The sequence below is a fragment of the Alcaligenes sp. EGD-AK7 genome (assembly GCF_000465875.3).
Taxonomy (GTDB): Bacteria; Pseudomonadota; Gammaproteobacteria; order Burkholderiales; family Burkholderiaceae_B; genus Alcaligenes; species Alcaligenes phenolicus.
In genome coordinates this window covers 13118-38596 of sequence record NZ_AVOG02000012.1, presented here as the reverse complement: position 1 = coordinate 38596, position 25479 = coordinate 13118, and the positions used below count along the sequence as shown (strand labels likewise).

Annotated in this window: 24 protein-coding genes; 17 read left to right on the top strand and 7 right to left on the bottom strand. The window is 56.3% G+C overall.

The window, feature by feature from the left end; all coding sequences use genetic code 11:
• The first annotated feature begins 2 nt into the window (after positions 1–2).
• The 6 genes from lepB to rarD are packed head-to-tail and all read left to right on the top strand — an operon-like array spanning position 3 to position 4624.
• On the top strand, positions 3–887 hold the full coding sequence (lepB, locus tag N879_RS08805) for a signal peptidase I (protein ID WP_009456564.1): 885 nt from the start codon (positions 3–5) through the stop codon (positions 885–887).
• The gene (gene rnc / locus N879_RS08800) at positions 887–1645 is read left to right on the top strand and encodes a ribonuclease III (RefSeq protein ID WP_009456563.1); all 759 of its coding nucleotides are present in this window, start codon (positions 887–889) and stop codon (positions 1643–1645) included. Before lepB ends, rnc begins: the two co-directional genes overlap by 1 nt.
• Positions 1642–2532 carry a GTPase Era gene (gene era, locus N879_RS08795; protein ID WP_009456562.1) on the top strand — a complete coding sequence of 297 codons (891 nt, stop codon included), beginning with the start codon at positions 1642–1644 and terminating at the stop codon, positions 2530–2532. Before rnc ends, era begins: the two co-directional genes overlap by 4 nt.
• Positions 2525–3115, top strand: a complete 591-nt coding sequence (gene recO, locus N879_RS08790; RefSeq protein ID WP_009456561.1) for a DNA repair protein RecO — start codon at positions 2525–2527, stop codon at positions 3113–3115. Before era ends, recO begins: the two co-directional genes overlap by 8 nt.
• Before the next feature lies 1 nt (position 3116).
• Positions 3117–3722 (top strand): PIN domain-containing protein, encoded by a 606-nt coding sequence (locus N879_RS08785; RefSeq protein WP_009456560.1) that lies wholly within the window; start codon positions 3117–3119, stop codon positions 3720–3722.
• Entirely contained in the window at positions 3719–4624 is a 906-nt protein-coding gene (gene rarD, locus N879_RS08780) for an EamA family transporter RarD (protein ID WP_021446867.1), read from the top strand. The genes N879_RS08785 and rarD overlap by 4 nt, the downstream gene beginning before the upstream one ends.
• Before the next feature lie 246 nt (positions 4625–4870).
• On the opposite strand, the gene epsC is transcribed toward rarD, so the two are convergent.
• The 4 genes from epsC to N879_RS08760 all read right to left on the bottom strand — a co-directional run bounded on the left by epsC (position 4871) and on the right by N879_RS08760 (position 8777).
• Complete coding sequence (epsC, locus tag N879_RS08775; RefSeq protein WP_021446866.1) at positions 4871–5800, bottom strand: serine O-acetyltransferase EpsC; 930 nt, start codon at positions 5798–5800, stop codon at positions 4871–4873.
• A 266-nt stretch (positions 5801–6066) separates the two neighbouring features.
• Positions 6067–6777, bottom strand: a complete 711-nt coding sequence (locus N879_RS08770; protein WP_009456559.1) for a Bax inhibitor-1/YccA family protein — start codon at positions 6775–6777, stop codon at positions 6067–6069.
• A gap of 81 nt (positions 6778–6858) precedes the next feature.
• Complete coding sequence (locus N879_RS08765; RefSeq protein ID WP_009456558.1) at positions 6859–7281, bottom strand: DNA polymerase III subunit chi; 423 nt, start codon at positions 7279–7281, stop codon at positions 6859–6861.
• A gap of 2 nt (positions 7282–7283) precedes the next feature.
• A complete protein-coding gene (locus N879_RS08760; RefSeq protein ID WP_009456557.1) occupies positions 7284–8777 on the bottom strand; it encodes a leucyl aminopeptidase in 1494 nt (497 codons plus the stop codon).
• Between the two features lie 56 nt (positions 8778–8833).
• Between N879_RS08760 and lptF the strand changes: the two genes are divergently transcribed.
• Entirely contained in the window at positions 8834–9943 is a 1110-nt protein-coding gene (lptF, locus tag N879_RS08755) for an LPS export ABC transporter permease LptF (protein ID WP_021446865.1), read from the top strand.
• 66 nt (positions 9944–10009) lie between these two features.
• On the opposite strand, the gene N879_RS08750 is transcribed toward lptF, so the two are convergent.
• On the bottom strand, positions 10010–10903 hold the full coding sequence (locus tag N879_RS08750) for a LysR family transcriptional regulator (protein ID WP_009456556.1): 894 nt from the start codon (positions 10901–10903) through the stop codon (positions 10010–10012).
• A 165-nt stretch (positions 10904–11068) separates the two neighbouring features.
• Between N879_RS08750 and N879_RS08745 the strand changes: the two genes are divergently transcribed.
• The 3 genes from N879_RS08745 to N879_RS08735 all read left to right on the top strand — a co-directional run bounded on the left by N879_RS08745 (position 11069) and on the right by N879_RS08735 (position 14141).
• Positions 11069–12562, top strand: coding sequence for a CoA-acylating methylmalonate-semialdehyde dehydrogenase (locus N879_RS08745; protein WP_009456555.1), 1494 nt, complete (start codon positions 11069–11071; stop codon positions 12560–12562).
• 86 nt (positions 12563–12648) lie between these two features.
• Positions 12649–13599 (top strand): CysB family HTH-type transcriptional regulator, encoded by a 951-nt coding sequence (locus N879_RS08740; protein WP_009456554.1) that lies wholly within the window; start codon positions 12649–12651, stop codon positions 13597–13599.
• 206 nt (positions 13600–13805) lie between these two features.
• Positions 13806–14141 (top strand): DUF2325 domain-containing protein, encoded by a 336-nt coding sequence (locus N879_RS08735; protein WP_009456553.1) that lies wholly within the window; start codon positions 13806–13808, stop codon positions 14139–14141.
• Between the two features lie 111 nt (positions 14142–14252).
• Here N879_RS08735 and N879_RS08730 read toward each other — a convergent pair whose 3' ends face one another.
• Positions 14253–14972 (bottom strand): C40 family peptidase, encoded by a 720-nt coding sequence (locus tag N879_RS08730; protein WP_031232602.1) that lies wholly within the window; start codon positions 14970–14972, stop codon positions 14253–14255.
• Between the two features lie 346 nt (positions 14973–15318).
• Here N879_RS08730 and N879_RS08725 point away from each other — a divergent pair, with 346 nt between their 5' ends.
• The 3 genes from N879_RS08725 to N879_RS08715 all read left to right on the top strand — a co-directional run bounded on the left by N879_RS08725 (position 15319) and on the right by N879_RS08715 (position 19758).
• A complete protein-coding gene (locus tag N879_RS08725; protein ID WP_021446863.1) occupies positions 15319–16623 on the top strand; it encodes an MFS transporter in 1305 nt (434 codons plus the stop codon).
• 97 nt (positions 16624–16720) lie between these two features.
• Positions 16721–18706, top strand: coding sequence for an acetate--CoA ligase (gene acs, locus N879_RS08720; RefSeq protein ID WP_021446862.1), 1986 nt, complete (start codon positions 16721–16723; stop codon positions 18704–18706).
• 164 nt (positions 18707–18870) lie between these two features.
• Positions 18871–19758, top strand: a complete 888-nt coding sequence (locus N879_RS08715) for a DMT family transporter (protein WP_031232600.1) — start codon at positions 18871–18873, stop codon at positions 19756–19758.
• Positions 19759–19842: 84 nt separating this feature from the next.
• Here the strand turns inward: N879_RS08715 and N879_RS08710 are convergent, their stop codons facing one another.
• Positions 19843–21489, bottom strand: a complete 1647-nt coding sequence (locus tag N879_RS08710; protein ID WP_009456539.1) for an electron transfer flavoprotein-ubiquinone oxidoreductase — start codon at positions 21487–21489, stop codon at positions 19843–19845.
• 182 nt (positions 21490–21671) lie between these two features.
• On the opposite strand from N879_RS08710, the gene N879_RS08705 reads away from it, so the two are divergent.
• The 4 genes from N879_RS08705 to N879_RS08690 all read left to right on the top strand — a co-directional run bounded on the left by N879_RS08705 (position 21672) and on the right by N879_RS08690 (position 25460).
• Positions 21672–22094 carry an acyl-CoA thioesterase gene (locus tag N879_RS08705; protein WP_009456536.1) on the top strand — a complete coding sequence of 141 codons (423 nt, stop codon included), beginning with the start codon at positions 21672–21674 and terminating at the stop codon, positions 22092–22094.
• A gap of 122 nt (positions 22095–22216) precedes the next feature.
• On the top strand, positions 22217–22915 hold the full coding sequence (locus N879_RS08700; RefSeq protein ID WP_009456533.1) for a CoA transferase subunit A: 699 nt from the start codon (positions 22217–22219) through the stop codon (positions 22913–22915).
• A 19-nt stretch (positions 22916–22934) separates the two neighbouring features.
• Positions 22935–23588, top strand: coding sequence for a CoA transferase subunit B (locus N879_RS08695; protein ID WP_009456529.1), 654 nt, complete (start codon positions 22935–22937; stop codon positions 23586–23588).
• A 93-nt stretch (positions 23589–23681) separates the two neighbouring features.
• Positions 23682–25460 (top strand): aminopeptidase P family protein, encoded by a 1779-nt coding sequence (locus N879_RS08690; protein ID WP_009456527.1) that lies wholly within the window; start codon positions 23682–23684, stop codon positions 25458–25460.
• The last annotated feature ends 19 nt before the right edge of the window (positions 25461–25479 follow it).

Below are 25479 nucleotides of genomic sequence, written 5' to 3'. Positions count from 1 at the left end.
CGATGAGCTGGGATTTCGCTCTGATTTTGTTTGTACTGCTGATATTGACCGGCGCAATCTGGTTTTTGGATCGTTTCTCCCTGCGCTCGCGCCGTCTGGCGCGTGCGCAGGCCGCGATGCAGGCGGTACCGGAAACGGCAGCTCAAGACCCTGAGCACTTGCAGCAACTGCGCCAGGACGCTTATGACCAGGCCAACCGCATGCCGTGGTGGATTGAGTATGGCGTCAGTTTTTTCCCAGTCATTCTGTTCGTGTTTGTATTGCGCTCTTTTATCATTGAGCCGTTTCGCATCCCGTCAGGCTCCATGTTGCCCACGCTGAAAAATGGCGATCTGATTCTGGTGAACAAATACGAGTACGGCATTCGCCTGCCCGTTAGCGGCACCAAGGTTGTGCCTTTGGGCCATCCCGAGCGTGGTGATGTGATTGTGTTCCGTTACCCCGTTGATACCACGGTGGACTACATCAAACGTGTGGTCGGTGTGCCGGGTGACCGTGTGGAGTACCGCGACAAGGTGCTGTCCGTCAATGGTCAAGTCATTACCCAAGTGCGCAGTGGCGATTACTACGAACCGGATCGCTCCGCCTACATTGGGCGCTATCTGGAAGAGCTGGGCAAAGTGCAGCACAACATCTTGCTGAACAAGACTCAGCCTCAGGGTTTGATGCCTATCGTGGCGTTCCCCAACCGCGACTCCTGTGAGTATTTCTCCAACGGTATCTCTTGTGTGGTGCCCGAAGGTAATTACTTCGTCATGGGAGACAATCGCGACAATAGTCTGGACAGTCGTTATTGGGGCTTTGTGCCCGATGAGAATATTGTGGGACGCGCCTTCTTTATCTGGATGAATTTCCGCGAACTTAGCCGTATAGGTCGCTTCCATTAATGAAACGTCTTGCTTTGCTTGAAGCCGCTATCGGCTACTCCTTCAAAGACACAGGCCTGCTTGAGCAGGCCTTGACCCATCGTAGCCACAGCGCTCGCCATAACGAGCGGCTGGAGTTCCTGGGGGATTCGGTCTTGAACTTCACGGTTGCGGCCTTGTTGTTCGACCGTTTCCAACGCATTGATGAAGGCGATCTGTCCCGCCTGCGAGCGAATCTGGTCAAACAGGCCGCTCTGGCGGAAATTGCTACTCGTCTGGGTTTGTCGGATTATTTGCGTCTGGGGGAAGGGGAGCTGAAAAGCGGTGGTTTCCGTCGTCCCTCCATTCTGGCAGACGCGCTGGAAGCCATTTTTGGCGCTGTCTTTCTGGACGCGGGCTTTACGCAAGCCCAAACCGTCATCACCCAGCTCTATGAGCCCATGCTGGTAGATGTGGACCCCAAAACCTTGGGGAAAGATCCCAAGACCTTGCTGCAGGAGCTGCTGCAAGGTCGCAAGCTGGATTTGCCGGTGTATACCGTGGTGGCCACCCATGGCGCAGCCCACGATCAGCTCTTCGATATCGAATGCACGATCGCCAAGCTCAACATCCATGTTCGTGCCAGTGGCAGCAGCCGTCGTGCGGCTGAACAAGCCGCCGCTACGCAGGCCATTGCTATTTTAGAAGCTGAATTTCCAGCCAAGACGACGCGCGCCAGTCGCCATCGTCGCCCCTCACAATTGACACTGCCTGTGGCAGTGTCGCAGGAAACAGAATGACAGAGACCCCTTTTCGCTGCGGCTTCGTGGCTATTGTTGGACGACCGAATGTCGGCAAGTCCACGCTGGCCAATGCCCTGATCGGCAGCAAGATTTCGATCGTGTCGCGCAAGGCGCAGACCACGCGTCACCGCATCAACAGTGTGCTGACGCGTGATCACGATCAAATGGTGTTTGTGGACACCCCCGGTTTTCAGACCAAGCACGGTGGGGCCATGAACCGCATGATGAACCGCGTCGTGACCCAGGCCCTGGCCGATGTGGACGTGGTGGTGCATGTGGTCGAAGCCGGCAAGTGGTCCGCTTCGGACGCCGAATTGCTGCCCATGCTGCCTAAAGGTGGCAAGACCATTCTGGTCATCAACAAGGTGGATGCCTTGAAAAGCAAGAATGACTTGCTGCCCTATATCGCCCGCCTGTCGCAGGAATTCGACTATGGTGCCGTGATTCCGGTCAGTGCTGCCAAGCGTCTGCAACTGGACCCTTTGCTGAACGAGATCGCCTCCCGCCTGCCTGAAGGCGAGGCCATGTTTGACGCTGACACCATTACCGACCGCTCGGTGCGCTTCATTACCTCGGAGCTGCTGCGCGAGAAGATCTTCCGCCTGGTGGGTGACGAGCTGCCGTACGGGTGTACCGTGGTTATCGAACAATGGGACGAGAACGAGCAGGGCGCGCGTATTTCGGCCTGCGTGGTCGTAGAACGCGAAAGCCACCGTCCGATTCTGTTGGGAGCGGGTGGCATGCACATGAAGCGCATTGCAACCGAGGCTCGCCAAGATATTGCCAAGCTGATCGACAAGCCTGTGTTCCTGGATGTGTATATCAAGGTGCGCAAGGGCTGGTCCGATCGTGAAGCGGTCCTGCGCGACCTGGGGTATGAGTAATCCCCGTCATCGCTTTCAGGACGAAGCGGGCTACATACTGCACACCGGTGCCTGGCGTGAAACGTCCCTGATCTGTCATGCCTTTACGCGTAACCACGGGCTGGTGCCCCTGGTCGCGAAAGGCGCTAAAAGGCCGCATTCCATTTTGCGGCCTGCTTTGTCTGTGTTTCAGCCTTTGTTATTGGCCTGGTCGGGCAAGAATGAAGTCAAAACGCTGACACGGGCGGACTGCGCCGGGATTCGCCCCTTGAAAGGTCGTGCCCTGATGTCGGCCTGGTACATGAACGAATTGCTGATTCGTTTGTTGCCGCGTGAAGACCCACATCCTGTTCTGTTCGATGCCTACGAAGAGGCTCTGGTGCACTTGGCCCAGATTCCTCGTCCACCCGTGGCGGGGGCCTTGCGGCGCTTTGAGTGGGTGCTGCTGACCGAAACCGGCTATGGCTTTGATGAAGCCACGCCGGACTTTGACGATCCTGTCGGCGAGCCGGAGTTGCGCATACGCTTGCGCGAACGCCTGAACAGCTTGCTGGGTCGCCCCTTGCATACCCGCTCCGTTCTCATGCAGCTGCAACGCTATTGATATGGCCGTCTCCCTTCCTTCCGTGCTGGTTCTGGATACCTGCGTACTGATCTCCAACGTACTGCGCCGCTTGCTCCTGGCCCTGGCTGACGAGCAGTTGTTCAAGCCTGTCTGGAGTCCGGTGATCGGGGACGAATGGCGGCGTAATGCGGGCAGGTTGTGGAAAGTCATGCCCACCTCTATCGAGGAGCAGTGGGAAGCGCTGCAACAGCGTTACCCCGAAGCCGATTTAGGCGATAGCAGCGAGTTCAAGAAGGACTTGCGCTACTCCGATGCCAAGGACTGGCATGTGATCGCCACTGCCCGTTTGGCACAGCAGCGTTATCCCGGTCAGCCGGTGGGAATCCTGACCCGTAATCTGAAAGACTTTAATCGTTCCGAGCTGCGACGTCTGGGAATCAGCCTGTGGGAGCCGGATCAGTTTTTGGGTTTGCTCATGGCCGCTCATCCGGATGTGATGCAGCGCTTGCTGGATGGTTTGCCCGCTTTGATGCTGACGCCCGAAGCGCAGGCACTGGATACGCATACTTTGTTAAAGCGTGATCGTTTGTTCAGTGTGGGGCAGGCTTATTTGCGGCGTCAGAAAATGGATGAGGCGCACTCATGAAGCAAGGTGTATTGCTGTCGGTCCTGGCCTCCGCTTTATTTGCCTGCCTGTACTACTACGCTACCGTCTTGCACCCGCTCAGTGGCGAGCAGATTTTTGCCTGGCGCATTGTGCTGGGCTTGCCTGCCTTGGCTTTGGTGATCACGCGCGCACGACGCTGGCGGGAGGTACGTTGGGTTCTGCGACACTGGCCCGGTAATTGGCGCTATTTTGCCTTGCTCTTGCTGGCTGCAGCCCTGGTCGGGGTACAGCTCTGGATTTTTGTCTGGGCGCCTTTGCACCAGATGGCGCTGGACGTGTCCCTGGGCTACTTCCTCTTGCCGCTGATGATGGTGCTGGTAGGGCGGGTGATCTACAAAGACAGATTGAGCACTATTCAGTGGATTGCTGTGGCATTGGCCGGCGTGGGTGTGCTGCACGAGCTGTTCCGCGTAGGGAGCGTCTCCTGGGCGACAGCGGTGGTGGTTGGGGGTTATCCACCTTATTTCATGCTGCGCCGTTATCTGCGTCTGGGCTCGCTGGCTTCACTCTGGTTTGATCTGAGCTTCTTGTTCCTGCCAGCTTGCTGGCTGCTCTTTGTTCAAGACACGCAGATGTGGGGCCTGTTCGCGGATCAGCCTCGCTTGATCTGGCAGGTCCCGGTTCTGGGCCTGATCAGTTCCGTTGCACTGGTCAGCTATCTGTCTGCCAGTCGTCAGTTGCCTTTGGCCTTGTTTGGCATTCTGGGTTATGTGGAGCCGGTGCTCTTGTTCTGGGTGGCGTATTTGCTGCTGGACGAGCCCATGAGCGCGAATCAGTGGTGGACCTATATTCCGATCTGGATTGCCATTTCCTTGATGGCGATGGAAGGTTTCATCAAAATGTGGCGACCCGGACCCCCTGTGCCGCCTCCCAAGGCGTAAATTCTGCTAGTTAGTACCAGCCAGTGCCGAAGGGCAGTTAGCGTCTGCCCAGACGTTCTGGGGGCTTCCTGAATGAAGCAGAACTCCGATAGAAAACGACTCCTGAGAGTCCCTCTTCAAAGTTGGATAGCTATCCATGCTTTTTGGAAGGACATGACAGGAGTCGTTTTTTTTACTACGGGGCTCTTCTAGAGGAGATAGTCCGGGCCGTACCAGACTGGGTCCTGCGCGATATAAGCAGGCTGCTTAGCGCAGTTTTTCCGGGCAGTCAGGTTGATTGCGCAACAAATTTGCCTGGGTCACCGAACAACCCGCTGGTACGTCTTCCGTAATCCAGACATTACCGCCAATCGTAGAACCTGCACCCAGAGTGACGCGCCCCAGGATGGTGGCACCCGCGTAAATAACCACGTCGTCTTCCACGATGGGGTGACGTGGCTGACCTTTCAGCAGCAAGCCTTTTTCGTCCTTGCTAAAGCGCTTGGCACCCAGGGTGACGGCCTGATAAATACGAACCCGCTTGCCGATGATGGCGGTCTCGCCAATCACAACGCCGGTGCCGTGGTCGATGAAACAGGAATGGTCAATTTGCGCGCCGGGATGAATATCAATACCGGTCTGGCTATGGGCCAGTTCTGCAATAATGCGCGCCGTCAGGGGCAGTCCCAGATTGGTCAGAGCGTGGGCGATGCGGTGATGGATCATGGCCAGCAGGCCGGGATAGCACAGCAGTACCTCGTCCACATTGCGGGCAGCCGGGTCGCCTTGATAGGCAGCGACCACGTCCAGATCCAGGGTGCGGCGCAGGTCTGGCAGCTTGTTGGCAAAAGCCTGTATGGCCTTGTGTGCCTGCTCTTCAATGGTCTCGCGGTCGTACTTGTCACCACGCAGCAAAGCGGCGCGCTGCAGTTCGATACGAGCTTGTTGCAGCAGGGTGTTCAGCGCCTGGCCCAGGTGGTGGCCGACAAAGTGGTCTTCGTACTCGCGACGCAGCTCCGGGCTGCCCAGGCGCATGGGAAACAGGATGCCTTTGAGCTGCTCGGTCACTTGAATCAAAGCTTGTACCGACGGAAATTCCTGGCCTTCAAGCTCGTTCAAGCGTTGATGCGCCTGTCGCCATTCTTCGCGGGCCCCGCGCAGATTGTCGACGATATGTTGAGTTTCAAAGACTGCCACCAGTGTTCTCCAAAGGGGAAATTTTCTACAAGGTTTACTATACCCGCGCGTCTGAGCAAGGACACGAAAAACAGGGCGCTGCGTCAGGGTGATTCCCTTTGCCATGGCTCAGGCCCGGTCGTGCCGCTTCAAGGCCCCATGAGCTTGGGGCAAGATCAAGCAGATGAGGGGCATGGTCAGATTTTCAAGCCAGCGTGCTTGAGCGTGCGGATAATAAAAAAAGCCCCCTTCGAAAAGGGGGCTTGGGGAGTGCGGGGTCCGCGATCTTATTCGCGGTTACCGCCCAGCACGCCTAAAAGCACCAGCAGGTTGCTGAAAATGTTGTAGACGTCCAGATAGATCGCCAGGGTGGCCGACACGTAGTTGGTTTCACCACCGTTGATGACGCGCTGCAGATCAACCAGCAAGAAGGCCGAGAAGATACCGATAGCCATCACGGAGATGGTCAGCATCAGCGCAGGCAGTTGCAGGAAGATGTTGGCCAAGGCCGCAACCAGCAAGATAACGGCACCGACAAACAGGAATTTCTGCATGCCGGAGAAATCACGCTTGGTGGTGCTGGCAATAGTTGCCATGGCGCCAAAGACTGCGGCGGTACCGCCAAAGGCCAGCATGATCAGTTGTGCGCCATTACCCATGCCCAGGACAAAGCCCAGCAGACGGGACAGCATCACACCCATGAAGAAGGTAAAGGCCATCAGCAGGGCGACACCCAGCGAGCTGTTCTTGTTCTTTTCGATCAGGAACATCAGGCCAAAGGCACCGACCAGGAAAACAATGGCGCTCAGGCCTGGGCTGGCGCCCATAACCCGGTTAATCCCGGAGGACAGGCCCAGCAAGGCTCCCAGCACGGTGGGAATCATGGACAGGGCCAGCAGCCAGTAGGTGTTGCGCAGGACGCGATTGCGAGCAATCAGCGACTGGGCGCCCAGGGTGCCGTTATGCTCAGGCAAGCTTGATTGACGAAATTCGCTCATGATGAGTCCTTAGAATACAGAGAGATCAGTGGTCAAGAATAACTGACAACTACCTGAATAATCAAGAATCTTCTTTATTATTCAAGCACCCAGTTTATGGGCATGCACTTGGCAGCCTTGCGCCTGGTAGACACGCCAGCGTTCGCGAGCCTGGGTACGGTCAGCTTCCCGTTCGGAGACAATTTCCAATATACGCGGGAATTGTTCAAAACCGGGCGGGCATTGGGCATCCAGATTCAACAGCCAGCTTTGCTCACCTGCGGGCACGGGGGCGGCACTGGTCAACAAAACAGGGGTGGTGGCTGCCAAGGGGTCTTCCACACCGACGTGCGGGACAAAAGCCGTGGATTCAAAACCCCAGAGCAGGCGATCGAAACGGGCCAGTTGGCGGGCATCGGAAAGATACACCACCACCTGACGGCCCGCCTCGTAGTGCTTGCGCACGACCTCGCAGGCCATACGCAAGCGATCTGGCGCGCCGAAAGCGAAATCGACGCGGCTCATGCTTAGCGACACTGATTAAGCAGGTACTGAACCAGCAAAGGCACGGGACGGCCTGTGGCGCCCTTGTCCTTGCCGCTGCGCCAGGCAGTGCCGGCGATGTCCAGGTGAGCCCAGCGGTACGCTTTGGTGAAGCGGGACAGGAAGCAGGCGGCGGTTACCGAACCGGCTGGTGGGCCACCAATATTGGCCATATCAGCAAAGTTCGAGCGCAGTTGCTCCTGGTAGGCGTCGTCCATGGGCATGCGCCATGCCGTGTCACCCGTTTGCTTGCCAGCTTGCATCAGTTCATCAGCCAGGTCGTCGTCGGTCGAGAACAGGCCGGTGTTGACGTGGCCCAGAGCGACCACGCAAGCGCCGGTCAGGGTGGCCATATCAATCACGGCAGCGGGTTTGAAGCGCTCGACGTAGGTCAGGGCATCGCACAGGACCAGACGGCCTTCGGCGTCCGTGTTCAGGATCTCGATGGTCTGGCCAGACATGCTGGTCACGACGTCGCCCGGTTTATTGGCGCGGCCGCTGGGCATGTTCTCGCAAGAAGCCACTACAGCGATCACTTCACGGTCGATGTTCAGTTCGGCAATGGCGCGCATGGTGCCTAGAACGCTGGCAGCACCGCCCATGTCGTACTTCATTTCGTCCATATTGCCGGCTGGCTTGATGGAGATACCGCCCGAGTCGAAGGTCAGGCCCTTACCCACCAGAACGATAGGACCGTCCTCGTGTTTGGTCTTGGTGTTGGGGGTATGGCGCAGCACGATGAACGCAGGCGGTTCATCCGAGCCCTTGGCCACCGACAGGAACGAACCCATCTTCAAGGCTTCGATCTGCTTGCGCTCCAGCACTTCGGCCTTCAGCGTCTTGAATTCCTTGGCCAACTGCTTGGCGGTTTTGCCCAGGTAGGTAGGAGTGCAGATATTGCCGGGCAGGTCGGCCAGCAAGCGAGTCAGGTTGACGCCGTTACCAATGGCCTGACCTTGCTCCAGACCGGCCTTGGCTTCGCTGGCTTGGGTGCGGGCCGTCCACAGCAGGAACTGGCTCAGCTGGGGAGCAGGTTCGGGCTTGCTGAACGTGGCGGTGTAGCGGTAGCTGGCGCGGCATACGGCCACGGCAGCGTCCTGAGCGCGGCTGCGCAAGGTGGTGCCTTTGCAATCAATGCTGGCCAGGGCCGAAACGGCTTCTTTCAGGTCTGCTTTCAGGCAGTAAGAAGCAAGGCAGGCCTGGGCTTGCGTATGAGTTGCTGCTTTGTATTCCTCTTGAGCGCCTAAGCCGACTAAAATAACGCGTTCGGCCTTAACACCGGGCAGATTGCGCAGCACCAGGTGGGTATTGGGCTTGCCTTTAAACTCGGCTTTGACAGCAGCGCTCACAGCTCCGTTGCTGGCGCGGTCGATAAGTTCCGCTGCGGGGCTTAGAATGCCCTCGGCAAAGACGCCTACGCCTAGTGCGGCCGTCTTAATTTGGTGCAAAGAAGCGGATGTCTGTGTGCTAAATTCCATTCAACTATCCTCAGTGTGTCGCAAATCGTACCTGCGATTATCTCGCAAATTCTCATATGTCTCTATTTAAACGCTCTGCGGTATCCGAAATCTTAAGTCACAGTGGCGTTGTACTGTCCACTTTGCTGATTGTGTGGCTTAGTGTACTTCTGGTGCGTTTGTTAGGCGAAGCGGCCAATGGCACGATTGGCCCTGACGTGGTGCTGGGTCTGGCCGCCTTTTCCAGTATTACCGCCTTGCCGATTATTCTGGCCGTTTCCCTGTTCATTGCCGTGCTCACTACGGTGACGCGCAGCTTTCGGGAATCCGAAATGGTGGTCTGGTTTGCCAGCGGCCTGTCCTTGAAAAACTGGGTAACGCCCGTTTTGCAGTGTGCAGTGCCGGTTGCCATTCTGATTGCCGTTCTGACCTTGCAGGCTTCGCCATGGGCTTATCGTCAGATTGCCGAGTACCGCCAGCGTTTTGAGCAGCGCTCGGACCTGAGTAAGGTGACCGCCGGGCAGTTTATCGAGTCCGATGATGGTGCCCGTGTGTTTTACGCCGACTCCCCAGAAAAAGAAGGGGATGAGCTGGGTAATGTGATCGCCCGCGTGATCGACCCGCAGTGGCTCAGCATTGTGACTGCGCAAAGTGCCCGCATGGAAGAGCAGCCCAATGGCGATCGCTTTCTGGTCTTGAGCGAAGGCCATCGCTACGACTTGAAGCCCGGTCAGGCTGAATTCCGTATGGTGGACTTTGAAAGTTATGGCATGCGTCTGGAGAGCCGTGATGCAGGCAATACCGCTGAAACGATCCGCGCCCGTGCCGAGCAGCAGATCAAGGCTCGTCAAACCACCTTGTTACTCAGTGATGACGATGCCGAAGCGCGCTCACAGATCATGTGGCGCTTGGCTTTGCCCCTGGCGGCACTGAATCTGGCCTTGCTGGCGATTCCTCTGGGAGCGGTGAATCCCAGGATGGGACGCTCAGGCAATATTCTGGTGGCTGGTCTGGTAGGTCTGCTCTATATGAACCTGATCAACCTCTCGCGCGGCTGGATTCGTAATGGCCAATTGGGTTTTGAAATCGGTTTGTGGCTGGTTCATGCCATCTTCTTGCTGATCATGCTCTTCATGATGTGGCGTAAATTGCGCATCAAGGCACCTAAACCGCCAGCAGTAAGCTGATCGGCAAAAGGGGCGTCCAGCCCCCTTTTTGTGCCTGTCGAATGGCTTTTTGATCGGTTTGGCGGCTCAAGCCCCATCCAGCAAATCCTGCCGCTCTTCCACTGACTGCTTCAGAAAGTGCCACAGCCGAGTCAGGCTGGGGTTCTGGCGTTGCTCTTCATGACAGAACATCCAGAAGCGTCGACGCAATTCCACCTGGTCGGGTAGAACACAACGCAGGCGCGGATCGGTTTTTGCCAGGAAGCAGGGCAGAACGGCAATTCCTTGCCCCTGCAAGGTGGCCTGGTACTGCGCAATCACGCTGGTGCTGCGAAAGCGTACGGCGGCGGATCTGACGATTTCTTCCAGATAGCGCAGGCTGTCGCTGAACACCAGATCATCCACATAGGCAATAAAGCGATGCTGGGACAAATCCTGCACGCTTTCTATGGGCGGATGGCTGTTCAAATAATCCTGATGGGCATAGAGCCGCAAGCTGTAGTCTGCCAGGCGCGTACACCAGTAAGGGCCGCGTTGGGGGCGCTCCAGTGCAATGGCCAAGTCGGCATCCCGGCGTGACAGACTGATAGGGCGGGGTACAGGCAAAAGCTCCAGGGTCAGCTCTGGGTATTGGGCCTGGAAAATGCTGAGCAAGGGCGTCAGCACATAGCTGCCAAAGGCTTCGGTGCAGCCCAGGCGCAGCTTGCCGGTCAAGGGTCTGGCCTTGCCCGTAATCGCATCGCGAGCCGCCAGCAAGCGGCTCTCTACCGGCTCCATGCGTTGCTGCAGATTCTGCCCTTCGCTGGTCAGGCTATAGCCGCTGACCGTGGATTTGTGGAACAGCCGCAAGCCCAGCTCCTGCTCCAGCGCCTGGATACGGCGTGCCACGGTGCTGTGTTGAACGCCCAGCCGTTGAGCGGCAACGCTGATACGCTGGCAGCGGGCCACTTCCAGAAAGTAACGCAGATTATCCCAGTCCATCGTGATGGGCCCGCCCTGAAAAAGACTTGTGCATAAATGCCCAGCTCCTGTGCATTTTTCAACATGGTAAACGGGTCTTGAGGCTTCTACACTCGATGAGAACCCTCATACAAGTGGGATAACAAATAAGGCTTAGCCGCCTGAGCAATTCATTGGAGACATGCTATGACGGAAGTGGTTCGTGTACCTTTGCTGATCGATGGACAACATGTTCAATCCAAGAGCACCCGTTGGGACGATGTGCTCAATCCAGCCACCCAGGAAGTCGTGGCCCAAGTGCCTTACGCCACGATGGAAGAGCTGGAAACCATTATTGCCAGCTCGGCCAAGGCTTATGAGAGCTGGCGCCATTCCAGCCAGGGCGCGCGCATGCGCGTCATGCTGAATCTGCAGCGTCTGGTGCGTGAAAACAGTGCCAAGCTGGCTGAAGCCATCTCGCGTGAACACGGCAAGACTATGCCTGACGCTGAAGGTGAAGTAGGCCGCGGCCTGGAAGTGATCGAATACGCGTGTTCCATTGCTTCGATGCAATTGGGCGAATACGCAGAAAACGCTGCGGGCGGTATTGATGTCTACACCCTGATCCAGCCCTTGGGCGTGTGTGCCGGTGTGACCGCGTTCAACTTCCCGGTGATGCTGCCCTGCTTCATGTTCCCGCTGGCTGTGGCTTGCGGTAATACCTTCGTGCTCAAGCCTTCCGAGCAGGATCCTAGCGCCAGTCTGATGCTGGCTGAACTGGCTCTGGAAGCTGGCCTGCCTCCAGGAGTGCTGAACGTGGTCCACGGCGGTGCAGATATTGCCAATGCCCTGGTGACCCATCCTGAAGTCAAGGCTGTGTCCTTTATTGGTTCGACGGCCGTTGGCACCGAAATTCACCGTCGTGCCACTGAAGCAGGCAAGCGCTCGCAAGCCATGATGGGCGCCAAGAACCACTGCATTGTGATGCCTGATGCGGATCGTGATGTGGCGATCAACCAATTGCTGGGCGCTGCTTTTGGCGCGGCCGGCCAGCGCTGCATGGCGATCTCGGTAGCCGTGATGGTCGGCGAAACTGGCGAGTGGGTTGATGAACTGGTCAAACGTGCTGCCACCATGAAGGTCAACGTAGGTACGGACCGTCAGGCCGATCTGGGCCCCTTGGTCTCGCCGCGTGCTCGCCAGCGTGTGGAATCCTTGATTGAAGCCGGTGTACAGGAAGGTGCCAGCCTCTTGCTGGATGGTCGTGGCGTGAAAGTGCCTGGCTATGAAAGCGGTAACTTTGTCGGCCCAACCATCTTCAATGATGTGAAAGCCGATATGCGCATTTACGAAGAAGAAATCTTCGGACCCGTGCTGTGCATTGTGCGTGTCAATACGCTGGAAGAGGCGGTGCAGTTCATCAACCGCAACCCCAACGGTAATGGCGTGTCCATCTTCACCCAGGACGGCGGCCATGCGCGCTACTTCCAGAACCGTATTGACGTAGGCCAGATCGGTATCAATATTCCTATCCCTGTGCCGGTGGCCTGGTTCAGTTTTACTGGCTCGCGTGCGTCCAAGCTGGGTGATCTGGGTCCGAACGGCAAACAAGCCGTTCAGTTCTGGACACAGACCAAAACCGTGACGGCCCGCTGGCAAGCTCATGCCAATACGATGAATACAACAATCAGCATGACGTAATTGTTGAATCTATATATATAACTTAATGAAATAAGCGAGCTGTTCCTTATTACATATAATAGCCCTGTACCTGGGGCTATTAACATATGAATATTCAACAATTCCGCTTTGTCCGAGAGACCATCCGACGTAACTTCAATCTGACTGAAGCCGCTCGCTCGCTCTATACCTCCCAGCCGGGGGTGTCCAAAGCGATCATCGAGTTTGAAGATGAACTGGGCATCAAGATTTTTGAACGTCATGGAAAACGCATTAAGGGCTTGACCCGACCGGGCGAAGCTGTCGCCGAGGTGATCGACCGCATCATGCGCGAGATCGACAACCTCAAGCGTGTCAGCGACGACTTCGCCCGCCGTGATGAAGGCACCTTGGTGATCGCTTGTACCCACGCCCAGGCACGATATTTGCTGCCCAAGGTGATCCCTGAATTCCGCCGTCGCTTTCCCAAGGTCCATATGTCCTTGGCTGAAGGCAGCCCGCCTGTGCTGGCCCAGATGGTGATACACGAGCAGGCTGACGTGGCCATCGCTACCGAAACCCTGGCATTGACGCCGGGCCTGGTCGCTTTGCCGGTCTACACCTGGGAGCATACGGTGGTGGTGACGCCGGATCATCCACTGGCTGATCTGCCTGCCAACAAGCAGCTGTCCATTGAAACCCTGGCGCAGTACCCCATCGTGACTTATGACCATGCTTTCTCGGGTCGAGGTTCGATCGACGAGGCCTTTGCCAAGCATGGCATCACTCCGGATATTGTGCTGGAAGCTATTGATGCTGACGTGATCAAAACCTACGTTGATGTCGGTCTGGGTATCGGTATCATCGCAGGCATCGCGTTCGATCCGCGTCGTGACAAAGGTCTGGTGGGCCTGCCAGCGGGGCATTTGTTTGGCGCACACCACACCAAGGTGGCGGTGAAAGCCGGGGCTTTCCTGCGTGACTATATTTTTGAACTGCTGGAGATGCTGGCACCGGAATTGACCCGGGATGTGGTGCTGAGCGCTCTGGATGAGAAACAAGCTGGTGGCCCGTTGTAGAGCTAGCCGCTGTTTAGTTGGAAATACGGGCCATCGTGATTACACGGTGGCCCTTATTGTTTGTGCAGTCGGCGTGGTTTTGCAGGGCAGGTGAGAGCTTATGGTCAAAGGCTATAAGTAAAAATTGAAACAAGCTATCGACTCAATTGACTATGATAATAAGAATGATTATCATTATCCAACTTTCTTAGCCAATGGAGCTTCCTGTGTCTCAATACGTCAGTGCAGTCGTGGTTGGAGCAGACCGTCTGGGGAACATTCCCGACTTGCTCAAGATCCACAATATCTCGATCAAACATCATATTAGCGGGCGTGATCCAGCCCACCAGAAAAAAACCCTGCAGTTGCCTTCCGGCACCGATTTGCTGATTTTGCTGACCGACTTCCTGGGTCACAACGTCATGAAAACCTTCCGGGCTGCTGCCTTGAAGTCCGGTATTCGAGTAGTTGCCTGCCGACGCTCGGTTTGTAGCATGAAGCAAGCCTTAACCCAATGCGGCTATTGTGAATCTTGTCCGCTCGGTAAGTCCAAGAGCCACTAGATTGGCGGCATGACTTACTGGGGCAAAGAAGGAATCTTTACAGATCAAAAAAAGCCACTGTTATGAAACAGTGGCTTTTTTGTGTGCTGCCGGTTTGGCAGCAGGGCGGTCTTATTTGACGCTACGCAAACGAGCTTCCGACTGCTGCGTATCGGCAGCCGCCAGACGGCGTGCGCCGTTATAGCGTTTTTTCCAGTAACCCACTTCCATGTTCTCGACGCGGACAACAGCGCCAGTGCGAGGGGCGTGGACAAATTTGTCATCACCCAGGTAAATGCCTACGTGAGAGAAACGAGCGCCACGAGTATTGAAGAAGACCAGGTCACCTTTGCGCAGCTCGCTACGGTTAACCGAAGTGCCTTCTTTGGCAATGTCCTTGGATTGGCGGGGTAGCTTCAGACCCAGGGACTTTTCAGCCACGTAGGACACCAGACCGCTGCAATCAAAGCCAGTGCTGGGAGCATCGCCACCAAAACTGTACTTCACGCCCAGGAAGTCCAGGGCGGCGTTGGCAAGGCCGTGGGTAGAGGAAGAAGCTTGGCTACTGCGGCTTTCGGCGCGCCCTTGGCGACGATCGCTGCTGTAAGCAATATTGATGTCGTTACGAGCGCGGTTGGCTAGATATGTACCCAGCGGGTCGGACTCGGTCTGGAATTCGTAGTCGGCGTAATAGCCGTGATCCAGTTCTGCACGATCTTTGTTCTGGCTGGACTGTTGAGTTCCAGTGGTGGCACACCCTGTCAGAGCGAGCGCGCCGGCTAACAAAAGATACTTGGCGCTGCGATAGGTAATGTGCAAAAGTGCGGGTGGATTCAGGTAATGTGGCGGCATGACCAGGGCTTTTTTAAGGACTTGGTGGGCAGCAGCACAACCTTGATGCCTATTTTTGCTGAAATTAGCAGCAATTGATGGGTATCAGGGCTGTAAGTATGGCTAAAAGCACCATACTTTGCCGGACGTTGCTGTGCGTTGAATGTTTGGCAGTGTACCGGATGATAATTGCACCGTAAAGCATTGTAGGAGTGTATTTTGCGATTGAATCATACTGTTGCAAAGTGCGGCTGACAGCGGTTTTCAGGCCCTGTGCATGGGTCCAGTGCTCTTCTTGCTGACTTGTTGAAAGTTAGCCGAAATAGAGCGAAGTTTTATTGTTTATAGGGATTGAATGATGCGATTTATGGGACAGGCCCTAGGGAAAGCCCTGAACGAAGGAGTACGGCTGCGCGAGTTGTGGGCTTGGGCTATGTATGATTTCGCAAACTCTGGCTACACCACCGTCATTTTGACCAGTGTTTACAGTGCCTATTTTGTTGGTGTCGTCGCCGAAGGCCGCAGCTGGGCTACCTTGGCGTGGACCTTGGCCTTGTCCGCTTCGTATTTGAGCATCATGTTGACCATGCCGGGGCTCGGTGCAAAAGCCGATGCACGTCAAGGCAAAAGGCGACTTTTGTTCAGCAGCACCCTAGGCTGTGTGTCGGCAACCGTGATGCTGTATTGGGCCGGTCCCAATGACATCGTCTGGGCCCTGGTTTTTATCGCTTTATCCAATTATTGCTACTGCATAGGCGAGTCCATCATCGGCGCTTTCTTGCCGGAAATTGCCCGGCCTGACGCCTTGGGGCGTGTCTCCGGGTGGGGCTGGGGTTTTGGTTATTTTGGTGGCATGTTGGCCTTGGGACTTTCCCTGGCTTTTCTGACCTGGGCGACCTCGCAAGGGTGGACGGCTCAGGAGTATGTGCCGGGAATTGCCCTGATTACGGCTGCCTTGTTTGCCTTGTCAGCCTTGCCTTCTTTTCTGTTTCTGCGCGAACGCAGTGCACCCAGCGGGGCAGAGCAGCAGGGCATGTTGTCGCGCCTGATTGCATCGGCGCGTGATGTGCATCAGCATTTTCCCGATTTCCGCACCTTGTTGTTATGTGGTGCTGCCTATCAAGCCGGGATTGCCGTCATTATTACTTTGTCGGCGGTGTATGCCACCGAGGCCATGGGTTTCACCATGGCGCAAACCATGACACTGATCTTTACCGTCAATATTGCGGCCGCTGTGGGGGCTTTGTTGTTTGGACATGTGCAGGATCGCATCGGCCATAGACGTGCTCTGGCACTGACGCTGTGTGCCTGGCTGGTCATGGTGGGCATTGCTGTCAGCACGCGTTCCCTGGCGGGGTTCTGGGCGGCGGCAGCCGTCGCCGGGCTATGCATAGGGAGTAGCCAAAGTGCGGGGCGAGCCATGGTTGGACTGCTGGCTCCCAAGAGTCGTCTGGCTGAATTTTTCGCCTTGTGGACCTTTGCCATTCAACTGGCCGCAGTATGTGGTCCGCTGTCTTACGGTCTGGTGACTTGGCTAAGCGGCGGGAACCACCGCTTGGCTCTGGCCTGCACGGGATTATTCTTTCTGGCGGGCCTGCTGATCCTGTCGCGTTTGAATTTTCAGCGCGGCATTTTGGCCAAGAATCAAGCCGATCTCAGTTGTCAGGATTGAGTAAGTAAGGCGCGTTACGTTTATATAAAATTAAGCTGGGCTGCCCATGCGCGGCCCAAAAAAAACACCAAATCTGGAAAATAAAGGAGCCAACACCATGAGCGGTCCAACGTCTATTGAATCCGTCCTGTCGGAAAGCCGAGTCTTTCCCGTGTTCCCCAAACTGGAACGCGAAGCAAGCATTGCTGGCATGGCGGCCTACCAGGAGCTTTGCCAGAAAGCCGAGCAGGACAACCCCGGTTTCTGGGCGGAGTTGGCCCGTGATCGTCTGGTCTGGACCAAGCCTTTTACCCAGGTTCTGGACGACAGCAAGCCCCCGTTTTACAAGTGGTTCCATGATGGCGAGCTGAACGTCTCGGCCAACTGTCTGGACAAGCACCTTGGCACCCCCACTGAAAACAAAACTGCACTGATCTTTGAAGCCGACGGCGGTGAAGTCACCAAAGTGACCTTCCGCGAACTGTATGAACAGGTTTGCCAGTTTGCCAATGGTTTGAAAGCCCTGGGTTACAAGACGGGCGAACGTGCCCTGATCTACATGCCCATGTCGGTGCAGGCCATTGTGGCCATGCAAGCATGTGCCCGTTTGGGTATTACTCACTCCGTCGTGTTTGGTGGTTTCTCGGCCAAGAGCCTGCACGAACGGGCCGTGGACGTGGGTGCCTCCCTGGTCATTACCGCTGACGAACAGCGTCGTGGTGGCCGTGCCATCCCCCTGAAAAATGCAGTTGACGAAGCCCTGAGCGGCGGTGACTGCGAAGCCGTGCGTCACGTCATTGTGTACAAACGCACGGGCGGCCCCGCTGCCTGGCATGAAGGTCGCGATCTGTGGTGGGAAGATGCTGTCAAAGGTCAAGGCAGCGAGTGCCCAGCCGTGTCCGTGAATGCAGAGCACCCTCTGTTTGTTCTGTACACCTCCGGCTCTACGGGCAAGCCTAAAGGCGTGCAGCACTCCTCGGCAGGTTATCTGCTGGGTGCCATGCTGAGCGTGCAGTGGACCTTCGATGCCAAGGACAGCGATGTGTTCTGGTGTACCGCCGATATCGGTTGGGTAACAGGCCACACCTTCATCACTTACGGCCCTCTGGCTGCTGGCGTGACGCAGGTTGTGTTTGAAGGCGTGCCTACCTACCCGGATGCTGGCCGTTTCTGGAACATGATTGAACGCCACGGCGTGACGGTGTTCTACACCGCACCTACCGCTATTCGCTCCTTGACCAAGGCAGCCGAAGCGGACGAGGCCATTCATCCCAAGCAATACAATCTGGATACCCTGCGCATCATCGGTTCGGTGGGTGAACCCATCAACCCCGAAGCCTGGATGTGGTATTTCAAGAATGTGGGCCGCGAGCGTTGCCCTATTGTGGATACCTGGTGGCAAACGGAGACCGGCGGTCACGTCATTACTCCCTTGCCTGGCGCCACTCCCCTGAAACCCGGTTCCTGCGGCCTGCCGTTCCCCGGCATGGACGTTGCCATTGTGGACGAGGTGGGTGAAGAAGCGGAACGCGGCAATGGCGGCTTCCTGGTCATTCGCAAGCCTTGGCCCAATATGATCCGTACCATCTGGGGCGATCCAGACCGTTTCGTGAAAAGCTACTTCCCCCCCGAGCTGAAAGGCTATTACCTGGCCGGTGACGGCGCACAGCGTGATACTGACGGTTACTTCTGGGTCATGGGCCGTATCGACGACGTGCTGAACGTTTCGGGTCACCGCTTGGGCACGATGGAAGTGGAGTCTGCCCTGGTGGCACACCCGCTGGTCGCTGAAGCCGCTGTTGTGGGCAAGCCTGACCCCACGACGGGTGAAGCCATTGTGGCCTTTGTGGTGCTGAATGGTGATCTGCCCTCCGGCGAAGAGGCCGACAAGGTTGCCGCTGAGCTGCGCAATTGGGTAGGCAAGGAAATCGGTCCTATCGCCAAGCCTCGTGAGATTCGCTTTGGTGAAAACCTGCCCAAGACACGTTCGGGCAAGATCATGCGTCGTTTGCTGCGCTTTGTTGCCAATAACGAGCCGATCACCCAAGACGTATCCACGCTGGAGAATCCGGCCATTCTGGATCAGTTGTCCGAAGCACACTAATTTTTTTGGTAGTTCCTGTTTGACCCTGGTTTCTTTGCAGAGCCAGGGTTTTTTTATTTCTCCTGATTATTTTGTTACTGAAAACCTGCGCAGTGTGGAATTAGCCTAGCATTGAGTCCGTGGCCAAAACATCGGTCCATGAATTCAAAGAAAAGGGGAAAGGTTTGAGCGGGGAACAGCAGGCAGACAGGGGCGCTTTGGCGCTGATGGGCTTGGTGGTACTGACCTGGGGCATGAGTTGGGTCGTGATGAAGGCGATGACTGTCTACATCGGGCCAGTGGATCTGATTGCAGCACGCTATGCGGTGGCATTTGTTTTTTTATGGCTGGTGCTGCGTCTTAAAGGCGGGCATTTACGGCCTACGCCATGGAAGCTGAGCCTGGGTGTTGCCATTTTCCAGACTACCGGCTTTCAACTGCTTAGCCAGTTTTCCTTGCAAGCCGGTGGGGCAGGCAAGATGGTGGCCCTGGCCTACACCATGCCAATCTGGATTCTGCTGTTGTCCTGGCCCATGTTGGGGCAACGACCTCAGAAACGTCACGTAATGGGTATGGTGCCCGCGATTTTGGGCTTGATGCTTCTGATTGCGCCCTGGGAAGGAATGGGCGGCATACTTGGTTCGGTTCTGGCGACATTGAGTGGCGTGAGCTGGGCCTTGGGGGCGGTTTTCTCCAAACAGCTATTTGAGCGTCATCGAGTGGAGCTGCTCAATGCCACAGTCTGGCAGTGTCTTCTGGGGATTGTGATTGTTCTGCCCTTGAGCTTCCTGATTTCCCAGCGTCCTATCGTGATGGAATGGCAGATGTTCAGTGGCGTTCTGTACCTGGGCGTGATTGCAACTGGGGTAGGTTGGCTGCTGTGGATGGCGGTAGTCAGTCGTGTCAGCGCGACCTTGGCGGGGATGTCCAGTCTGGGCGTGCCTGCACTGACTGTTTTGCTGGCCTGGCTGTTGTTGGACGAATGGCCAACTCAACTGGAGTTAATGGGGACAGGCCTGATTCTATTGGGGCTGTTCGTAGTGAACTGGCCCAGCCGATCTCGCAAGTCATAGAGCAAAAAAAAGCCACCCCTCAGGGTGGCTTTTTCGACATTAACACTTCTGGCCTTGGCGGTGACACCAAGGCCAGATTTGTTTTTACATGCCGTTGTACACCGGACCTTCGCCGCCTTGCGGGGGAACCCAGACGATATTCTGGGTGGGGTCCTTGATGTCACAGGTTTTGCAGTGCACGCAGTTCTGTGCATTGATCTGCAGCTTGTCGTCGCCGGTTTCAGTCTTGATGAACTCGTATACGCCAGCCGGACAGAAACGGGCTTCGGGGCCACCGTAGCGAGCCAGGTTCACCGCCACAGGAACGGACGGATCTTTCAGCGTCAGGTGGACAGGTTCGTCTTCTTCGTGGTTGGTGTTTGAAATAAACACGGAGCTGAGACGATCGAAGGTGATCTTGCCATCTGGCTTGGGGTAGTCGATACGCGCGCATTCGGCTGCAGGCTGCAAACAGGCGTGGTCAGGCTTGTCGTTGCGCAGTGTCCAAGGCATTTTTCCTTTGAACAGGCCTTGCTCCACAAAGGTCATGACGGACGCAATCGAGCGGCCTTTCTTGAACCATTGCTTGAAGTTGCGGGCCTTGTTCAGCTCCTCATGCAGCCAGGACTGTTTGAACTTTTCGGCAAATTGCGACAGCTCGTCTTGCTTGCGCCCGGCTTGCAAGGCTTCAAAAGCGGCCTCAGCGGCCAGGGAGCCGGATTTGATCGCAGCGTGGCTACCCTTGATGCGCGAAGCATTCAGGAAACCGGCATCACAACCGACCAAAGCACCACCGGGGAAGCTGAGCTTGGGTAATGCCAGCAAACCACCGGCGGTCAGGGAGCGAGCCCCGTAAGCAATGCGCTTGCCGCCTTCAAACGTGGCGCGCAGGGCAGGGTGGGTTTTGTAGCGCTGAAATTCTTCAAAGGGAGACAGCCAGGGGTTGGCGTAATCCAGACCGACTACCATCCCGACCATGACCAGATTGTTATCCAGGTGGTACAGGAAAGAGCCGCCGTAGGTGTCCGAATCCAGTGGCCAGCCAGCGGTGTGGATCACCAGGCCGGGCTGCGATTGGGAGGGGTCTACTTCCCACAATTCTTTAATGCCAATGCCGTAGCTTTGGGCATTGCGGGACTCGTCCAGCTTGAAACGCTCGGTCAGCTCACGGCCCAGGTGGCCACGCGAACCTTCGGCAAAAATGGTGTAGGACGCCAGCAGTTCCATGCCGGGTTGATAGTGGGCGGTGTGCGTGCCGTCGCGGGCCACACCCATATCGCCCGTCAGGACGCCACGGACCGCGCCGTTGTCGTCATACAGAATGTGGGCAGCGGCAAAGCCGGGGAAAATATCCACGCCCAGGGCCTCGGCCTGCTCACCCATCCATTGCACGACATTGCCCAGGCGAACAATGTAATTGCCATGGTTTTTAAAACAGTCAGGCAGCAACCACATCGGGGTGCTGCGTGCGCCTTTTTCGGTCAGGAAAAGGAATTTGTCTTCAGTCACTTCTACCGAAATAGGAGCACCTTGCGCTTTCCAGTCTGGCAGCAGCTCGTCCAGGGCGCGCGTGTCCATGACAGCGCCTGACAGGATATGGGCACCCACTTCAGCGCCTTTTTCCAGGACACAGACGCTGATTTCTTGTTCTTTTTCTTGGGCGAGCTGTTTAAGACGTATCGCGGTGGCCAGGCCTGCAGGGCCAGCGCCGACGATAATAACGTCATATTCCATCGATTCACGTTCAGACATTGCTGCTGATCTCCTATTACGGCTTAGCGCTTTGTTCTTGATTGTTGGCGGGTGAAATTCGTGTACTGTGCGTACGGTCGATTGTATTGTAGTCTGAGCAATCCCGTTTTGAGTTCAGAGGCCAGAGGCAGTGCCCCTTGGCTTCCGGCTTCATCAGTAAATATCAGTAAGGAGAGCATGTAATGACACAAGTAGTAGATTCTGGTGCAGGAGCCACTTTTGATATTGCCGTGCGCTGGGGCGATCTGGATGCCATGAATCATGTTAACAATACGGTCTACTTTCGCTACATCGAGGAAGCCCGGGTCCAGTTAATGATGAAGCTGGGCATGGTGCCACCTTCTCCACGTACCGGGGTGCTGGCGCACGCCAGCCTGGATTTCCTGCGTTCGGTCCTGTATCCGGCCACTGTGCGGATTGTGCACAAATTGCTGAAAGTCGGTGGCAGCAGCATTGAGTTGGAAGTCTTTGTATGTGACGCAAATCAAGCTGATGTCATTTATGCACGTGGCCGCTGTGTGCTCGTGTCCATTAACCCCCAAGGCGGCTCACAACCTTGGACCGAAGATGAGCGTAAACAGATACACTCGGTTTTTCAGGGTTAAGCTTTACGTATACGGAAAGCATAGTCAAGTCGTAGAATGCCTGATAGCACTGTATGGTGCATAGCGGCATTATTGGACAAAGTTTGCTGTTTAGGCCAATTAAAGAGTTATTGGAGAGTCAATTGAATAAAGTCTATCCAAGCGCCAAGGAGGCGTTGCAGGGGGTCGTTGCCGACGGACAGACAGTCGCTGTAGGTGGATTCGGCCTGTGCGGAATTCCCGAAGCGCTGATTGCTGCGCTGCGCGATAGCGGAGTCAAAAACCTGACCTGCATTAGCAATAATGCCGGGGTGGATGGCTTTGGTCTGGGTCAGTTGCTGGAAACACGCCAGATCCGCAAGATGATTTCCTCCTATGTGGGCGAAAACAAGGAGTTCGAGCGCCAGTATCTGGCGGGCGAGCTGGAACTGGAGTTCACTCCTCAGGGCACACTGGCTGAAAAGCTGCGTGCCGGTGGCGCAGGCATCCCTGCGTTCTTTACCGCAACGGGTGTGGGCACTATCGTGGCTGACGGTAAGGAAATCCGCGAGTTCAACGGTCAGCAATACGTGATGGAAGAGGCCCTGGTGCCCGATGTATCGCTGGTTAAAGCTTACAAGGCCGACCGCAGCGGCAACCTGGTGTTTCGCAAGACCGCGCGCAACTTCAACCCGAACGTGGCCATGGCTGGAAAAATCACCATTGTCGAGGTCGAGGAAATTGTCGAGACCGGCAGCCTGGACCCGGATGATGTGCATTTGCCCGGTATTTATGTGCACCGTATCGTGCTCAATGCCCAGCCCGAAAAGCGCATTGAACAGCGTACCGTTCGTTCTTCCTGATTAGCGAGGCAAGATAATAATGGCTTGGAATAGAGATCAAATGGCGGCACGCGCCGCTCTGGAGCTTCAGGACGGCTTTTACGTCAACCTGGGTATCGGTTTGCCTACGCTGGTTGCCAACCACGTGCCCGAAGGTATTGAGGTCTGGCTGCAGTCGGAAAACGGTTTGCTGGGTATCGGCCCCTTTCCGACTGAGGACAAGATTGACGCTGACCTGATCAACGCAGGCAAGCAAACCATCACCACCTTGCCCGGTTCGTCCATCTTTTCCTCGGCAGACTCGTTTGCCATGATTCGCGGCGGCAAGATCAATATCGCGATTCTGGGTGCCATGCAGGTGTCGGAAAAGGGTGATCTGGCCAACTGGATGATCCCCGGCAAGATGATCAAGGGTATGGGTGGTGCCATGGACCTGGTCGCTGGCGTTGGCCGTGTCGTGGTTCTGATGGAACACGTGGCCACCAAGAAAGACGGCACAGAAGACCTGAAAATTCTGCCTTCTTGCACCTTGCCCCTGACGGGCGTGGGGGTAGTTGACCTCATCATTACCGATCTGGGGGTGATGGAAGTGACGGAAAATGGTTTAAAGTTGCTTGAGTTGGCACCAGAAGTCAGCCTTGAGTACATTCAGTCCAAGACAGGCGTCCCGCTGGACGTCAGTGCTTTGGCCTGATCGGTCTCTCTGGCTAAAAAAGCTTCGGCGCGAGTCGGAGCTTTTTTTATGCTTGATCGGTGCGTGAACGCTGTTTATGTAAAGGAAGTTGGCATGGCCCATCCCCCCGTTGCCGCACGCTTGCAGGCGCTGCGCGAACAAATGCAATTTCAGTCCGTGCAGGCAAGTATCTGGCCTACATCTGACCCCCATCTGTCTGAATACCTGCCCGATCGCTGGAAAAGCCGTCAGTGGCTAAGCGGATTTGTCGGGTCGGCCGGGCTCCTGGTGGTGACGGCAGATTGGGCCGGTTTGTGGACCGATAGCCGTTATTGGGAACAGGCTGCCAAGGAGCTGGAAGGTAGCGGCATTCAATTGCAACGTGCGGGCGAGGCCGGGGTGCCGGAGCCAGCCAACTGGCTGGCGGAACATTTGCCTGCCCAGTCGCGAGTCGCACTGGATAGCCAGTCGGTGTCGGCACAAAGTCTGCTGGCCTGGCAAAAAGCGACGCCAGAGCTGGAATGGGTTCTGGAGGCTGACTTGCTCAGCCCTATCTGGACGGAGCGACCTGCTGCACCTGTTGGTCAGGTGGTGGAGCATTTACCCCCGTTTGCCTGCCGCACTCGTCAGGAAAACTTGAGCAGCACGCGGGCGGCCATGCAGGAGCAGGGGGCACATTGGCATTTGCTGAGTGCGCTCGATGATATTGCCTGGACCTTGAATTTGCGCGGCAGCGATGTGTCCTATAACCCGGTGTTCCTGTCGTACCTGCTGATAGGCCCGGATCAGGCGTTTCTGTTTGTGGATAGCAACAAGCTGTCAGCAGGCATACAGGAGGCGCTGGCTGCGGATGGCGTGCAAGTTCAAGGCTATACCGAACTGTCCTCCTTCATGCGCGCCTTGCCGGCATCCATGCCCATCTTGCTGGATATGGCTCGGACCACGGCCTGGGCTGCCCAGCTGGCAGCGCATCTGAATGTGGTCGAACACATCAATCCCGCTCAATTGCTCAAGTCCTGCAAGACCGATGCCGAGCTGGATCATGTGCGTGAAACCATGGAAAAAGACGGCGCTGCCTTGTGCGAGTTCTTTGCCTGGTTTGAACAGCAAAGCGATGTCAATGAGCTGGATGTGGACGAACATATCTGCGCGGCGCGTGCTCGTCAGGAAGGTTTTGTCAGCCCCAGCTTTGGCACGATTGCCGCCTATAACGCCAATGGTGCCATGCCGCACTATCAGGCTACCCAGCAGTCCCATGCCCACATCGACGGCAATGGTTTATTGCTGATCGACTCGGGTGGGCAGTATCAGGGCGGGACGACCGACATTACCCGTGTAGTGCCGGTAGGTCAGGTGTCTGCCGAGCAGATTCGTGACTTCACGCTGGTGCTCAAAGGCATGGTGTCCTTGTCCATGCTGGTGTTCCCGGAAGGCATTGCCGGTCAGCAAATTGATGTACTGGCCCGTCAGCCTTTGTGGGAGCAGGGCCTGGACTTTGGTCATGGCACTGGCCATGGCGTGGGTTACTTCATGAATGTGCATGAAGGCCCGCAGTCCATTTCCTGGCGCGGTCGTATCGGGCCTCATTCCGCCATGCGTGCCGGCATGATTACCTCCAACGAGCCTGGCTTGTACCGTCCCGGCCAATGGGGCATTCGCATCGAGAATCTGGTGGCGGCGGTTCCGGCCCTGCGCAGCGAGTACGGGCAGTTCCTGCGTTTTGAAACCCTGACCCTGTGCCCCATTGATACGCGTTGTATAGATGCCGCACTACTGACGGCTGCCGAGCGTAACTGGCTCAATGAATATCATCAGCAAGTGCGTGAACGTCTCTTGCCTCGTGTTCAGGGGGATGCACGCAAGTGGCTTGAGCAAAGGACGCAGGCGATCTGATCGCCACCCTCTGCTCTTG